The following is a 14,337-nucleotide window of genomic DNA, read 5'->3' as shown; positions in this document are numbered from 1 at the left end:
ATCATCGATTCTCCTACCCGTGCGTACTGCCGAACGCCATTTGCATGATATTGTTGGTATTAATCGCCTCACCGATCAAAGAATGGCTAATTTGCCCGTCATGCATCACCAATACCCTGTCGGACATATGTTCAATTTCTTCTAAATCGGAAGAAATAAACAGCACCGCCACATTTTGTTTGGCGATATTTTTGATGAGCTGATAAATATCCACACGCGCTCCTACGTCCACACCGCGTGTCGGCTCGTCCACAATCAATAACGCCGGATCCGCTTCCAGACACTTGGCAATCAACACTTTTTGCTGATTCCCGCCGGACAGCGTTCTGACCGCCTGTCGCTCGTCACTGAACTTAATGCCGATAGCGCGATAATAGCGCTCCAGAATAGCGCTTTCCTTCGTCGTGTCCAGCCAGAATCCCATATCGTTATAGGTCAACCCACAGACATTCCAGGTTAACGGCGAATCCAAATATAATCCGGAAGCCTGGCGATCTTCCGGTAAGTAAACAATGCCTTGGTGTAGGCGATCTTTAATATCGTACCCGCTGATTTCCTGATTATCTAAGAAAATCTGACCGCACTTTGGTTTACGTAGCCCATATAAGGTTTCCGCCAATTCGGTTCGCCCTGCGCCAACCACGCCCGCCAAGCCTAAAATTTCACCGGGATAAATATCAAAAGTGACATTTTTAAATCCTTCGCCCGTCAAATCCTGCACCTGCAAAATCGGCTTATCGGTAGCTTTCACACGGTTATGTCCCGGCAACGCCAGCCATAATTTTTGGCTTTCCGTTAATTGGGCATTTTTCGCCTTCGGCGTGATGGCGGTAATCACATCGTCTTTATTCAACTCGGCAGTACTGCCGGTTAGTGCAATATAGCCGTCGCGCATGACGCTAATACGATGAGAAATCTGCCACACTTCGGGAAGTTTGTGAGAAATGAAGACAATGCCCACACCCTTTTCCAACAACGAACGAATTTTATTAAATAGGTTCTCCGTTTCAATTGGCGTTAAAGAGGCGGTGGGTTCGTCCAGAATCAGAATAGACGCATTACGCATAAGCCCACGCATAATTTCCACCAGCTGTTGATCGGCAACGTCCAACGAACCCGCCGGCATATCCAGCTTTAAATGGGAGTTCAGTTCAGCTAAAAGTGCGGTCAGTTTTTCCGATGTTTTTTCATGACGGGTTAAGCCGAATAAAATATTTTCCTTCACCGTTAAATTCGGAAATAACAGCGGCTCCTGCGGCACCAAATAAATACCGAGCTGATGGGCTTTATTCGGAGAAAGCTTATTTTGTCGCACCCCGTGAATCTCCAGTTCGCCTATATCTTGTGGCTGAATGCCGGCGATAATTTTCATCAGCGTGGATTTCCCCGCCCCGTTACCGCCGAGCAGTGCGTGCACTTCACCGGCATATAAGGAAAAATCAATGGCTTTCAGCACTTCCACGCCGGAAAACGACTTACCGATGTTTCGGGCGGATATTAAGCATTTTGGCTCTGAAATGTGAGTTTGCATCTTTTACCTGCCGCATAGAATGAACAAATGTATTTTAAAAAAACATTTTTTCAAAATACTAGTCAGGAATGCACAAAATTTCTGAGAACTAGATCACAAATCTGGATAATATTATCTAAAAATCGCCTTTAATTTTTTAAAAAGTGATCTCCATCATGCTTTTACAAAAAAACGGTAAGAACAATTGATAATAATAAAAAACAAATGAATAATACCCAAAATCAATAAAAACAAATAAATCATATGAACGAATTAATGACGGATAATCAAGAAACGATCCAAAGTTTCGGCGAAGAAGAATTGTTGGCACGAATTGCCTGGTTTTATTATCACGATAACCTGACACAAAGCGAAATCGGCGACAGACTAAAACTGCCGCGTTTAAAAGTATCCAGGCTACTGGAAAAAGGGCGTCAATCAGGCATTATTAAAGTCCAGATCAATTCCCGCTTTACCGGTTGTCTGGAACTGGAAGAAGCGCTACAACAACACTTCCGATTAAAGCATATACGTATTCTGCCAACGCTGGAGCAACATGAAATCAATGAACGATTAGGCATCGGCGCGGCACAAATGCTGATGTCGTTGCTTAAACCGAATCAGATGCTGGCAATCGGTTTCGGCGACACCATTATGAAAACGCTGAAATACGCCAATGAATTCATCACACATAATGCAATTAAATTAATCACCTTATCGGGCGGTGTCGGACCTTATATGAAAGGTATCGGACAATTAGACGGTTCCTGCTCGGTAAGTATCATTCCCGCACCTTTGCGGGCGTCTTCAATTGAAGCGGCAAAGCTATTCAAACGGGAAGCCTGTGTGCGCGATATTATGCTGGCGGCTTGTAGTGCCAATGCGGCAATCGTCGGCATCGGCGCCACCCGCCAAAAAGGACTGGCTACCCTTCTCCGCTCCGGTTATATTACAGAGGAAAAACAACAAATTATTCGGAATCAGGGTGCAGTGGGCGATATTCTCGGTTATTTCATGCGTAAAGACGGCAGTTTACAACCGGATATGCCGTTACATGAGGAATTAATCAGCGTTTCGTTAGAAAATCTGAAAAAAATTCCGCATGTTATTGGTGTCGCCGGCGGTGAAGACAAAGTCGAAGCGATTTTAAGCGCATTGCACGGCAATCATATTAATTCATTGGTTACGGAAGAAAACACGGCTCGAATGATGTTGGCGCAGTTGGTTTAGCAGAGGTGTAGCGGGCTTATTTTCTTCCCAAACAAAGAGGAGAAAATAATGAACAATCAAGCTGTTTATTTGATGGCATTAGATGCCGGTACAGGAAGTGTTCGGGCGGTTATTTTTGATTTAGACGGTAATCAAATCGCCGCCGCTCAACGGGAATGGACGCACTTATCCGATCCCGATATTCCCGGTTCAATGGAATTTAATTTAACCAATAATTGGCAGTTAACCTGCGATTGTATTCGTCAAGTATTGAATAAATCTCAAGTTCAGCCACAGCAAATTGCCGCCATTTCCACCTGTTCCATGCGTGAAGGAATCGTACTTTACGATGAGCATAAAACACCGATTTGGGCGTGTGGTAACGTAGATGCCCGTGCGGTGGAAGAAGTCAAAGAGCTAAAAACGCTACATAACTATACGTTTGAACAACAGCTGTATTCCGTCTCCGGTCAAACGTTGGCACTGAGCGCCGTTCCCCGCCTACTATGGCTGGCACATCATCGCCCCGATATTTATCGCCACACTAAAGCCATTTCCATGATCAGCGATTGGCTGGCATTTATGTTAAGCGGCGAACTGGCGGTGGAACCTTCCAATGTGGGCACGACCGGCATGTTGAACCTGACAACACGTCAATGGTCGCCGGAATTACTGGATATGGCGGGGTTAAATTCAAATATTCTGACGCCGATAAAAGAAACCGGTACGCGTTTAGGTGAAGTGACTTCAGAAGTTGCACAACAAACCGGTTTAATACAGGGCACACCGGTTGTGGTCGGCGGCGGGGACGTGCAGTTAGGTTGTATTGGTTTAGGCGTCACCGAGCCCGCTCAAGCGGCAGTTATCGGCGGTACGTTCTGGCAACAAGTGGTGAATTTACCGCAGGCGGTGACCGACCCGGAAATGAATGTACGTATTAACCCGCACGTTATCCCGCCGTTAGTACAGGCGGAATCCATTAGCTTTTTCACCGGATTAACCATGCGCTGGTTCCGTGATGCATTTTGCGAAGAAGAAAAGAGACTGGCGGAAAAACTGGGTACCGATGCTTATGCGTTGCTGGAACAAATGGCGGAACGCGTGCCCGTCGGCGCCAATGACGTGATCCCGATTTTCTCCGATGCCATGCATTTTAAAGCCTGGTATCACGCCGCACCGTCTTTTATTAATCTCTCTATCGATCCCGACAAATGCAACAAAGCCGTATTATTCCGCGCCTTGGAAGAAAATGCTGCTATCGTTTCTTCCTGCAATTTGGATCAGGTGCAAAAATTCTCAGGAGTTAAATTAACCTCCATTGTCTTTGCCGGCGGCGGGTCTAAAGGCAAATTATGGAGCCAGATCTTAGCCGATGTCACCGGATTAACGGTAAACATTCCGATTGTCAAAGAAGCTACAGCGCTGGGTTGTGCCATTGCCGCAGGCGTCGGAGTCGGCATTTATCCGACCTTAGCCGAGGCGGGGAAAAAACTGGTTAAATTTGAACGGCAACATCAACCGAATCCCGATAACTATGCTTTATACCAAGCTCACAAAGCACAATGGGCAGATATTTATAAAAAACAATTACAACTGGTTGATAGCGGATTAACTACTTCTTTGTGGAAGGCACCAGGGTTGTAGCGAACGATAAAAAAATCGTAGGGGGGACAACTCTCTACGATTTTTTGTTGATATACCGTAAAAAACATCGGTAAAACCCACCGCACTTTTATGCCACCGGTTCCGTTTGCATATACGTCAAGCGGTCGATGTCGGTGATGAAACGGCTGAGATCTTGTTCTTCCGGTTTGTGAATATAAGAAACCTCACCCAGCAGTGGCGCATCGACTTTTTGTTTTAGGGTTTCGATCACTTCGGCATAATGTCCTAAACCCGGGTTTATTCGGTTTGCGACCCAGCCGAGCAGCGGTAAACCACGTTCAAGAATCGATTGCACGGTTAATAATGTGTGATTAATGCACCCCTCTTTAATACCCACTACTAAAACAACAGGCATTTTTTGCTCACCGGCCCAATCGGCAAAACTGTAATCCTTATTGATCGGTGTTAGCCAACCGAAGGCGCCTTCTACTAAAACAGATTGGTAACGGGAACACAAACGTGCTAAATCCACATTTAGCTTATTAATTTGAACACGTTTGCAACTTTCATTCAAAATGGGCATGGAATGCCGGAAGGTATAGCTGTTGACGTCTTCGTAATGCACTTTTTCTTTAGTACTGTTTATTAACGTTAATACGTCGGGATTGTCTTTCCTGTCATAATCGCCGGCAGTTTGCTTTTGGCTGTCGGGATAAATCACGTCTTCTTGACCGAATGCAATTGGCTTATAACCGACGACCTGTATGCCGATTTTCTGTAAAGCCTGCATAATCGCGCGACTAACAACAGTTTTACCTACATCGGTGTCCGTACCGGTAACAAAAAAACTACTCATTGTATCCCCCTTCTCATACTAGTAAGATAGATTCTAAAGGAAATTACAATGCGTAATATTGAGCTAAAACAAAGTTTTAGAAATTTATGATGTTTTCTTCTTGTTTTACCAACGAAGTCAGCAAACTTCCGTCATATATGCCCTGCTTAATCGCAGAAGCAGCGACGATCGGGCTATTCCATTCATATTTGCCGGCAATCACCGAAACTGTGCTGATGTTATCGACTAAATAGGATTTTAATTTACGATTAAGCTGTTCGAGCAGGAAATCTTTCAGTTGCAGCAAGCTGGAGTTTAGCATCACCCGCCGCGCGGAAAAAATATGAACCAGATTCATTAAGATATAAGCCAGGCAATCGGTAATATGTTCAATAATCCGCAACGCGTTTTTATCTTTTAATTGAATCTGTTCACACAGGAAATTCATTTTCTCGGAATTGTTGCTGAAAACACGATTCGGATAAAGGGCATCAATAAACTGTGCAATCGCCCGATGGGTGACTTGATGTTGTACCTGGTAACGCTCAACTTCCGGTAAATCGTGATTAATGAGCGCTTGAAGCTCGTTTAAGCGCGGCACAATCAAATGATTAATATTGATTTTGTCCTGTTCCCTGCTAAATAACAGCTCCCCTTCTGATAACACGCTGAGGTTAATTTCATCGTCCAACTGTAAAAACAGTACATCATCACAGTTGATCACATTACCCAAGGTGGATTCCGCCAATAACCAGGTTTTGAAATATTCGGCAATTAAAATCGGAATATTGAAATACGGTGTAAACAAGGATTTCAGATCCAAATGGGCGAATTTCGTACATCCCAGTTTAATTAAATAACCATTTTTATCCAATTCACCGCCCACGGTAACGGAAAAGGTTATCGGGCGGGCAAGTGAGTGGGTTTCAGCCAGAAATTGTTTGACGCTTTTTACCAGAAATTTATCCAGACATTCTAAATCATCTTTTTGCAAGGGGAAAACGCTTTGTTCAATAATTACGCCGTCCAATTCACTCAAAATAATTTCAAACCGATCCTCCATTAACGTGGCACATAAAGCTTGCCAATAAAACGGCGAAACACACAGGGCAATGGCAGGACGTCCGCGGTTGTCGGTATTTCTTGAGGTTTTTTCCATAATCAATCGTTTTTCAATGAGGGAACGGCTCAACGATGTAATGGATGCCGGCGCTAAACCGGAAAGTTTTGATAATTCAATACGTGAGATTTCTTCAAACTGCTCTATTAAACGGTAAATTTTACCAAGCTGAATTAAACGAGATGGGGTTTTGTCTTCCTTTTTCATTAAATAATTCCGTATTTTTTATAATAATTTATTTAGTGAAATTATTTATACCAGTTCATTGCTTTTATTCAAGAAATTTAAGTCAAATCTGTGTTCCCTGTCACAAAAATAAAAAATTCCGATAGATTTTGGTAATTTTTCCAACTTGAGGTAAACTAACCCGGTTTTCAAAAATGTATTAATTTTGAGGTATATATGACAAAAATTGCATCAATTGTAAATGTGCTGCAAGGCAAAATTGCAATTGGCGAAAAAGTGACTGTGCGCGGCTGGGTGCGCACCCGTCGCGACTCCAAAGCAGGCCTATCCTTTCTTGCCGTTTATGACGGTTCTTGCTTCGCACCCATTCAAGCTATTGTAAATAATGACATTGCCAATTATGAATCTGAAGTTTTACGCTTAACGGCGGGTTGTTCCGTGGTTGTCACCGGCACCGTAGTCGAATCGCCGGCAGAAGGTCAGGCAGTAGAATTACAAGCGGAAAAAGTGGAAGTCACCGGTTGGGTAGAAGATCCGGAAACTTACCCGATGGCGGCAAAACGTCACTCTATCGAATATTTACGCGAAGTGGCGCACCTACGCCCGCGCACCAATATTATCGGTGCAGTTGCCCGTGTTCGTCATTGCTTGGCACAAGCCATTCATCGTTTCTTTCATGAACAAGGTTTCTACTGGGTTGCCACCCCACTAATCACCGCTTCCGATACCGAAGGTGCGGGTGAAATGTTCCGCGTTTCCACCTTAGATTTAGAAAATTTGCCACGTACCGACAAAGGTGCGGTGGATTTTAGCCAGGATTTCTTCGGTAAAGAATCTTTCCTCACAGTGTCCGGTCAGTTAAACGGTGAAACCTATGCTTGCGCATTAAGTAAAATTTACACCTTCGGGCCAACCTTCCGCGCTGAAAACTCCAACACAACCCGTCACTTAGCGGAATTCTGGATGATTGAACCGGAAGTGGCATTCGCCACGCTTGCCGATAATGCCAAACTTGCCGAAGATATGTTGAAATACGTCTTCCGTGCCGTATTGGCAGAACGTCGCGATGATTTGGAATTCTTTGCCAAACACGTTGACGGCGATGTGATTAATCGTTTGGAACGTTTCATTAACTCCGATTTCGCACAAGTGGATTACACCGACGCCATTGAGATTTTACTGAAATCCGGTAAAACCTTTGAATTCCCGGTTTCTTGGGGCATTGACCTTTCCTCCGAACATGAGCGCTATTTGGCAGAAGATTATTTCAAATCCCCTGTTGTGGTGAAAAACTATCCGAAAGAAATTAAAGCCTTCTATATGCGCTTAAATGACGATGGACAAACCGTTGCGGCAATGGATGTTTTAGCGCCGGGCATTGGTGAAATTATCGGCGGTTCGCAACGTGAAGAACGTTTAGACGTATTAGACAAACGCATGGCGGAAATGGGGCTAAATCCGGAAGATTATTGGTGGTATCGTGATTTGCGTCGTTACGGCACGGTTCCGCATTCCGGCTTTGGCTTGGGCTTTGAACGTTTAATTGTTTATGTGACAGGGTTGCAAAATATTCGTGATGTGATCCCGTTCCCACGTGCTCCGCGTAACGCAAATTTCTAATTCATCATAAACGTAAAAATCGCCTTGTTTATATAGCAAGGCGATTTTTTTATACTTTCAAAACTGCCGGAAAAAACGACCACACTTTTGTTTCCCCGATAACAAAAAAGATACCAAAGTGCGGTATCTTTTTTCAGTGTTTTTTATTTGATGATCGAACAACTATTTTACAATGCGTAAATGGGAGGTGGATTTTTTCTCGCCTGATTTTGGTTTATCCGATTTATCCTTTTGATCCGCTTTATCTACGGCATTTTCAAAACCTGTCGGTTGTTCTTCTGCCTGCTCAGGGTGTTCATAAGCGGCTTCAGGTTCAAACATCACACCGTCACCATTTTCACGGGCATAAATCGCTAATGCAGCGCCAAGCGGAATATAAATATCCTGAGACACACCACGAAAACGCGCGTTAAATTGAATAAAATCATTAGTCAATTGTAAATTACCGGTGGCATTGGCAGACAAATTCAAAACGATTTGTCCGTCTTTGACATACTCCACCGGCACTTTTACGCCCCAATACGTGGCATCTACCACTAAATACGGCGTGAAGTCGTTATCAATTAACCAATCGTAATAAGCCCTTAATAAATAGGGGCGTTTCGGTGAGGATTTATATTCCATGAGATGACCTATTATTTTTCATCCATCAGATTTTTCGGCGCTAATTCGCCCACGGATTGCAGGAAAGAATCCCGTTCAAACACGCGGGTCATATAGGCTTTAATCGCTTTGCTGCCGGCACCGCTGAATTCTACGCCTAATCCCTGCATACGCCATAACAACGGTGCCATATAGCAGTCGATTAAGCTAAATTCGTCACTCATAAAATAGGTGTTCTGATTAAAAATCGGCGCAACAGCCAGAATTTCTTCTTTCAATTGCTTCAATGCAGCGGCGCGCTCTGTGTCGGATAAGTCGCATTGTGCTTTTTCTAAGGTTGGATACCAATCCTGTTCAATGCGTAACATTAATAAACGACTTTTGCCGCGCGCAACAGGATAAACCGGCATTAACGGCGGATGTGGAAAACGTTCATCCAGGTATTCCATAATAATACGGGAATTAAATAAGACGAGATCACGATCAACTAAAGTCGGCAAGGTACCATACGGATTAAGTTCCATTAAATCTTCTGATAATGCTTGCTGATCTACAATTTCCGTTTCATAAGCTACGCCTTTCTCTGCTAACACGATGCGCACTTGGTGGCAATAAACATCGGTTTTGTTTGAAAATAGCGTCATTACAGAACGTTTATTTGCAGAGCTTGTCATCTATTCCTCCGACGACTCAAAATAATTTTAAAATATTCAATTGGTATCACCCGATACCAAGAAAAACGGTCGCTTATTCTAGCATAAAGCGACCGTTCTTTTCCAAGAAAACCACGAGATTTTACGCTCAGCCCGAAAAAAATCCCTGTTTCATGAAGAAATCAAGGATTTTTCCGTTAGGGATAAAATAGGTTCAGCCTTATTTCCATTTATCGGCAGCGACATAATCACTATCTCGCTCTTCAATCCAACGCTCACCTTTTTCTATTTGTTCCTTTTTCCAAAAAGGCGCTTTGGTTTTTAAATAATCCATAATGAATTCATTGGCGTGATAAGCATCGCCACGGTGTGCCGAAGCCGTTCCCACCAGCACGATTTCATCGCCCGTATGCAATAATCCGACCCTATGGATAATGGAAATCTTCTGTAAATTCCACCGCACTTTCGCCTGTTGCGCAATATCCAGCAAGGCTTTATGGGTCATGGCGGGGTAATGCTCCAAATATAAACTGCTGACTTCCTCGCCCAAATTCATATCACGCACTTTACCTACAAAAATCACCACAGCGCCCACGGAATGTTGCCCGCTTAACCAATGGTAAACCGCATTTTGATCAAAAGGCTGCTCCTGTACGGAAATTTGAATATCGTCCATTTAGCCCCCGGTGACCGGCGGGAAAAACGCAATTTCATCGCCATTTTTGACCGCACTTTCCAGCGGCATCAGAGTTTGATTTATAGCAACCAATAATTTATCCGATTGCAATGCCAGCGCCCATTTATCGCCTTTCTCAGCTACTAAGTATTGGCGCACATCTTCTGCCGTTGTGAAATCGCTTTCCACTTCAATAAAATCCAAGCCGATTAATTCTCGGGTTTGCGCAAAAAATAAAACGCGTAACATTATTTTTCCTCCGCGATAAAATGCCCGGATTTTCCACCGCACTTTTCCAGCAAGCGTACGGATTCAATCACCATATCCTTTTGCACCGCTTTGCACATATCATAAATCGTCAAGGCGGCAACACTCGCCGCAGTTAAGGCTTCCATTTCCACGCCTGTTTTACCGGTTAATTTACACAGGCTTTCAATACGCACCTGATTGGTTTCAAGAAGTGCCGTTAAGCTCACTTCAACTTTCGAAAGCAATAACGGATGGCACAAGGGAATCAATTCCCACGTGCGTTTTGCCGCCTGAATGCCGGCAATGCGGGCGGTGGCGAACACATCGCCTTTGTGATGCTGACCGGACAGGATCATTTGTAAGGTTTCGGGCGCCATACAAACATAAGCCTCAGCGCGGGCTTCACGGACGGTTTCGGCTTTGGCGGAAACGTCCACCATATTGGCTTCCCCATGGAAATTAATGTGAGTAAATGTGGCCATGATAATTAAAGTGCGGTTGATTTTCTTGCTGTTTTTCAAAATCGGCGTGCATTAACCGCCGATACTTGCCAAATGACTACGTACGCCACTATCGCCGATGTGCAGATAATGATGTTCACGCTTACCTTGTAACGCAGAAAAAATTCTTGATTGCAAAATGAGTTGCTGCTTATCGTATTGTAACAAATCGCGTAATTCAATGCCTTCCTCGCCGAATAAACAAAGGTGCAATTTCCCTTTGGCGGAAACCCGTAAACGGTTACAGCTGGCGCAGAAATTTTTCTCATAAGGCATGATTAAGCCAATTTCGCCTACGTAATCCGGATGGCGAAACACTTTTGCTGGACCATCAGAGCGATTTTTCATCTGCAGCTGCCAACCTGAACGCAGTAATTTTTGTTCCAGTACCTGCCCGGATAAATGATGTCTTTGGAAGAAAGCATTCATCTCGCCGGTTTGCATTAATTCGATAAAACGCATCTGAATGGGCTTATCTTTAATCCACGCCAGAAAACCGGAAAAATCCTTGTCATTTAAGTCTTTCATCAGCACGGAATTTACTTTGATTTTTTGATAGCCGCATTCAAAAGCGCGATCAATGCCACGCATAATGTCATCAAATTTATCTACGCCGGTAATCCGTTGGAACATTCTGACATCCAAGCTGTCAACACTTACATTAATGGATGTAATGCCGGCATTTTTCCAGTGTTCAACGTCTTTTAATAAACGAAATCCATTGGTGGTTAAGGCAATTTGTTTAATACCTTCAATTTGGCTGATCGTTTCAGCAATAGCGAGAAAATCCTTGCGGAGCGTAGGTTCGCCGCCGGTGAGGCGTACTTTTTCCGTTCCCATAATGCTGAAACTATTCACCAAACGACGAATTTCATCTAAGGTCAAAAAGCTCGGCTTATTGGGTTCCGGTTGATAACCGTCAGGCAGACAATAATTGCAACGGAAATTACACACATCGGTAATTGACAGTCGCAAATAGTAATACGCACGTTGGAACGAATCAACTAGTTGAGTCGCCCCAACATTTTTGATTGGAATGGTTTGCATTTGACACCTTTCTAAAAACGGAGAGGATAAATCGTTTCCAACGTATCCCTGAATAATACGAACTGCGTATTATTGGCATTACCACCCTATTTTGAGACCAAAACGTAGGTTAAGTAAACTCGGAGTTATATGCGTTAAATTAAGTTTTTCGTATTGTAAAAGATTAAATTCGGCAATTGCAATCAATTAATTTGATCTAGATTATAAAATAACAAAATTCTTTAAAATCAATTATATAATAAATTACATAACGATAAAAATAACAATAAAAGGTATTTATCTACCTCATAATAATTATAAACTTACGATTTAAAATCATCGTTACTATTGCCGAAAACAAAATAAAGGAAAATAAAATGGCGGACTTTAACGGCTATCAACAACACGAAAATCTGAGCAAAATAAAAAAAATCGTGGCGATTGGCGGAGGACACGGATTAGGTCGGGTCATGTCAGCCTTAAGTTTTATGAACGAACGCCTCACCGCCATTGTCACCACCACCGATAACGGCGGTTCCACCGGACGCATTCGTAGCGCTCAAGGCGGCATAGCCTGGGGCGATTTACGCAATTGTTTAAATCAAATCATTACGCAGCCGAGCACTGCCTCCGCCTTATTTGAATATCGCTTCAGCGGCAACGGCGAACTGGCGGGACACAATCTCGGCAATCTGATGCTAAAAGCATTGGAAGATTTACATATTCGCCCGATGGAAGCGGTTAATCTGATTCGTGATTTGCTTGATGTCAAATCCTTCATCATCCCAATGTCGGAGCAGCCCGTGCATCTCGCCGCCATTTCAGGCAGCGGCGCCAGCGTGGTAGGCGAAGTGAGCGTGGACAGCTTAACCGAACTACCAAAATCCATTTTTCTTGTTCCCTATGTGCAAGCCACGCCGGAAGCCATTAGCGCATTAAAAGAAGCTGAAGTGATTTTATTCGGTCCCGGCAGTTTTTTAACCAGCATTCTACCGCCGATTCTCTTGTCTGAAGTCATTGAACAACTGCAACAAAGCCAAGCCAAGAAAATTTTTATTGATAATCTCGGTATCGAACGCAGCCCCGCAGCAAGGCTTTCCCTTGCTGATCGCATCCGTTGGATTAACGACACCATCGGCAAACCGATCATTGATGCCGCCATTGTTCCTTTTGACAACGCACCGGAAAATCTGCACGACATCAAAATCCTCGCCGGTCGCCTCAACGCCGACGACATCACCTACCGCCACGACCGCGCCCTCCTCTGCTCCGCCATTGACGAGCTATTGGGCGAACTGCTGGAATCGCACGACGACGAAGAACATTTGGAAGCCATTAATATCTAAAAAAGTGCGGTGAAAAAACACAAAGAATTTTCACCGCACTTTTATTTATTCTAAAGTTTGAATGCTAGTTTTTTAGCAAAATAAAATGCTCAATCAACTTAATCATGAGTTCTTTCTGTTCAGGCAAACTTTCCGCCACAAGCAATGCTAATGCCACTAAAGTATTGTCATTAATCAATTGTTCTACCGGCCTTGCCAATAAGTGTTGATTCAACCGCAAATACCATAAAAACAGGAAAGATCCCGTGCGTTTATTGCCATCGGTCAACGGATGATTTTTGATAATAAAATACAATAAATTCGCCGCTCGGCTGGCAACATTCGGATAAAAAAGCGTGTCACCGAATCCTTGTTCAATCGTGGCAATGGCAGAGGCTAAACCGGAATTTCGTTGTTGTCCAAACAACGCCGTCGCTTCCCCTTTTTCCACTAACGCCTGTTTTAATTGAGAAATTGCCTGTAATACGTCATCTAACACCAACAGAACCATATTATTTTGCTTATGCTGATTAGCCGTTAGACTTTGCTCATCGTAAGCCTGTAACAAACTCCAACTCCTAGCATAATCCTGCACAACAGACAATACGGCTTTGCCTTCGTCAGATAACAAAGATTGATTACTCAAGGTCTGCCCAAGCAAACCTATCACTTGTTCAAATTCAATCCCTCGTTCTTGTAAGCGTCGATCATTTAATGCGTAACCCTGTACCAAATATTGCTTCAAGGTTTGTGTAGCCCATTGACGGAATTGCGTTGCCCGCTTAGAACTAATTCGATATCCGACGGAAATGATAGCATCGAGATTGTAATATTTAATTGTACGCTTAACCTTACGTTTACCTTCTTGTCGAACTACCGAGAAATCCTCGGTAGTTAAAATTTCATCAAGCTCATGCTCCAAATATATATTTTTAAGGTGCAGGCTAATATTATCTATACTTGTACTAAATAATTTCGCCATTTCAGACTGGCTAAGCCAAACCGTCTCCTTCTCAAAAGACACGGTTAACGAAACCTTCCCGTCCTGACTAGTGTAAATTTGTATTTGGTTATTCATTGAATTAATCCTTATGCCATAAACCGACTCAATATAATCAGCAATAGATTATCAGAAAAGCAAAACACCGAAAAAGATGACCGCACTTAAATCGCTACGCAGATCACAAAATTCACATTTTTTGCTTAATAAAAATAACCAA

14 protein-coding genes and 1 riboswitch are annotated in these 14,337 nt (G+C 43.4%); of the genes, 4 read left to right on the top strand and 10 right to left on the bottom strand.

Going from position 1 to position 14,337, the window contains the following annotated elements; all coding sequences use genetic code 11:
• Window positions 1-13: 13 nt before the first annotated feature.
• Window positions 14-1,531, bottom strand: coding sequence for an autoinducer 2 ABC transporter ATP-binding protein LsrA (lsrA, locus tag A3CS_RS0105160; RefSeq protein ID WP_005546077.1), 1,518 nt, complete (start codon window positions 1,529-1,531; stop codon window positions 14-16).
• A 243-nt stretch (window positions 1,532-1,774) separates the two neighbouring features.
• Here lsrA and lsrR point away from each other — a divergent pair, with 243 nt between their 5' ends.
• Both lsrR and lsrK read left to right on the top strand, forming a co-directional pair.
• The gene (gene lsrR / locus A3CS_RS0105150; protein WP_005537607.1) at window positions 1,775-2,740 is read left to right on the top strand and encodes a transcriptional regulator LsrR; all 966 of its coding nucleotides are present in this window, start codon (window positions 1,775-1,777) and stop codon (window positions 2,738-2,740) included.
• A 48-nt stretch (window positions 2,741-2,788) separates the two neighbouring features.
• Entirely contained in the window at window positions 2,789-4,363 is a 1,575-nt protein-coding gene (gene lsrK / locus A3CS_RS0105145) for an autoinducer-2 kinase (RefSeq protein ID WP_005546079.1), read from the top strand.
• 88 nt (window positions 4,364-4,451) lie between these two features.
• Here lsrK and bioD read toward each other — a convergent pair whose 3' ends face one another.
• Entirely contained in the window at window positions 4,452-5,180 is a 729-nt protein-coding gene (gene bioD, locus A3CS_RS0105140; protein ID WP_005546082.1) for a dethiobiotin synthase, read from the bottom strand.
• 76 nt (window positions 5,181-5,256) lie between these two features.
• Window positions 5,257-6,486 (bottom strand): ROK family protein, encoded by a 1,230-nt coding sequence (locus A3CS_RS0105135; RefSeq protein WP_005537595.1) that lies wholly within the window; start codon window positions 6,484-6,486, stop codon window positions 5,257-5,259.
• Between the two features lie 195 nt (window positions 6,487-6,681).
• Between A3CS_RS0105135 and asnS the strand changes: the two genes are divergently transcribed.
• On the top strand, window positions 6,682-8,085 hold the full coding sequence (gene asnS / locus A3CS_RS0105130; RefSeq protein ID WP_005546085.1) for an asparagine--tRNA ligase: 1,404 nt from the start codon (window positions 6,682-6,684) through the stop codon (window positions 8,083-8,085).
• A gap of 162 nt (window positions 8,086-8,247) precedes the next feature.
• Here asnS and A3CS_RS0105125 read toward each other — a convergent pair whose 3' ends face one another.
• From A3CS_RS0105125 to moaA, 6 genes are all read right to left on the bottom strand, one after another.
• On the bottom strand, window positions 8,248-8,709 hold the full coding sequence (locus A3CS_RS0105125; protein WP_005546088.1) for a ClpXP protease specificity-enhancing factor: 462 nt from the start codon (window positions 8,707-8,709) through the stop codon (window positions 8,248-8,250).
• A gap of 11 nt (window positions 8,710-8,720) precedes the next feature.
• Window positions 8,721-9,362: a stringent starvation protein SspA gene (gene sspA, locus A3CS_RS0105120; RefSeq protein ID WP_019518293.1), complete on the bottom strand. Its 642-nt coding sequence runs from the start codon at window positions 9,360-9,362 to the stop codon at window positions 8,721-8,723.
• Window positions 9,363-9,561: 199 nt separating this feature from the next.
• Window positions 9,562-10,017, bottom strand: a complete 456-nt coding sequence (moaE, locus tag A3CS_RS0105115) for a molybdopterin synthase catalytic subunit MoaE (protein ID WP_005546093.1) — start codon at window positions 10,015-10,017, stop codon at window positions 9,562-9,564.
• Entirely contained in the window at window positions 10,018-10,266 is a 249-nt protein-coding gene (gene moaD / locus A3CS_RS0105110; protein ID WP_005546096.1) for a molybdopterin synthase sulfur carrier subunit, read from the bottom strand.
• Complete coding sequence (gene moaC, locus A3CS_RS0105105; protein ID WP_005546098.1) at window positions 10,266-10,748, bottom strand: cyclic pyranopterin monophosphate synthase MoaC; 483 nt, start codon at window positions 10,746-10,748, stop codon at window positions 10,266-10,268. The genes moaD and moaC overlap by 1 nt, the downstream gene beginning before the upstream one ends.
• 51 nt (window positions 10,749-10,799) lie before the next feature.
• Window positions 10,800-11,813 (bottom strand): GTP 3',8-cyclase MoaA, encoded by a 1,014-nt coding sequence (moaA, locus tag A3CS_RS0105100; RefSeq protein ID WP_005546100.1) that lies wholly within the window; start codon window positions 11,811-11,813, stop codon window positions 10,800-10,802.
• A riboswitch (molybdenum cofactor riboswitch) is annotated at window positions 11,802-11,950 on the bottom strand. It overlaps the preceding gene by 12 nt.
• Before the next feature lie 219 nt (window positions 11,951-12,169).
• Between moaA and A3CS_RS0105095 the strand changes: the two genes are divergently transcribed.
• The gene (locus A3CS_RS0105095; RefSeq protein ID WP_005568127.1) at window positions 12,170-13,138 is read left to right on the top strand and encodes a gluconeogenesis factor YvcK family protein; all 969 of its coding nucleotides are present in this window, start codon (window positions 12,170-12,172) and stop codon (window positions 13,136-13,138) included.
• 64 nt (window positions 13,139-13,202) lie between these two features.
• Here A3CS_RS0105095 and rhuM read toward each other — a convergent pair whose 3' ends face one another.
• Window positions 13,203-14,195, bottom strand: a complete 993-nt coding sequence (gene rhuM / locus A3CS_RS0105090; protein WP_005546104.1) for a virulence protein RhuM/Fic/DOC family protein — start codon at window positions 14,193-14,195, stop codon at window positions 13,203-13,205.
• Between the last annotated feature and the right edge of the window lie 142 nt (window positions 14,196-14,337).

Origin of the sequence: Aggregatibacter actinomycetemcomitans DSM 8324 (genome assembly GCF_000372365.1) — a bacterium.
In the GTDB taxonomy this organism is placed as follows: domain Bacteria; phylum Pseudomonadota; class Gammaproteobacteria; order Enterobacterales; family Pasteurellaceae; genus Aggregatibacter; species Aggregatibacter actinomycetemcomitans.
This window is presented reverse-complemented; position numbering and strand designations above follow the sequence as displayed.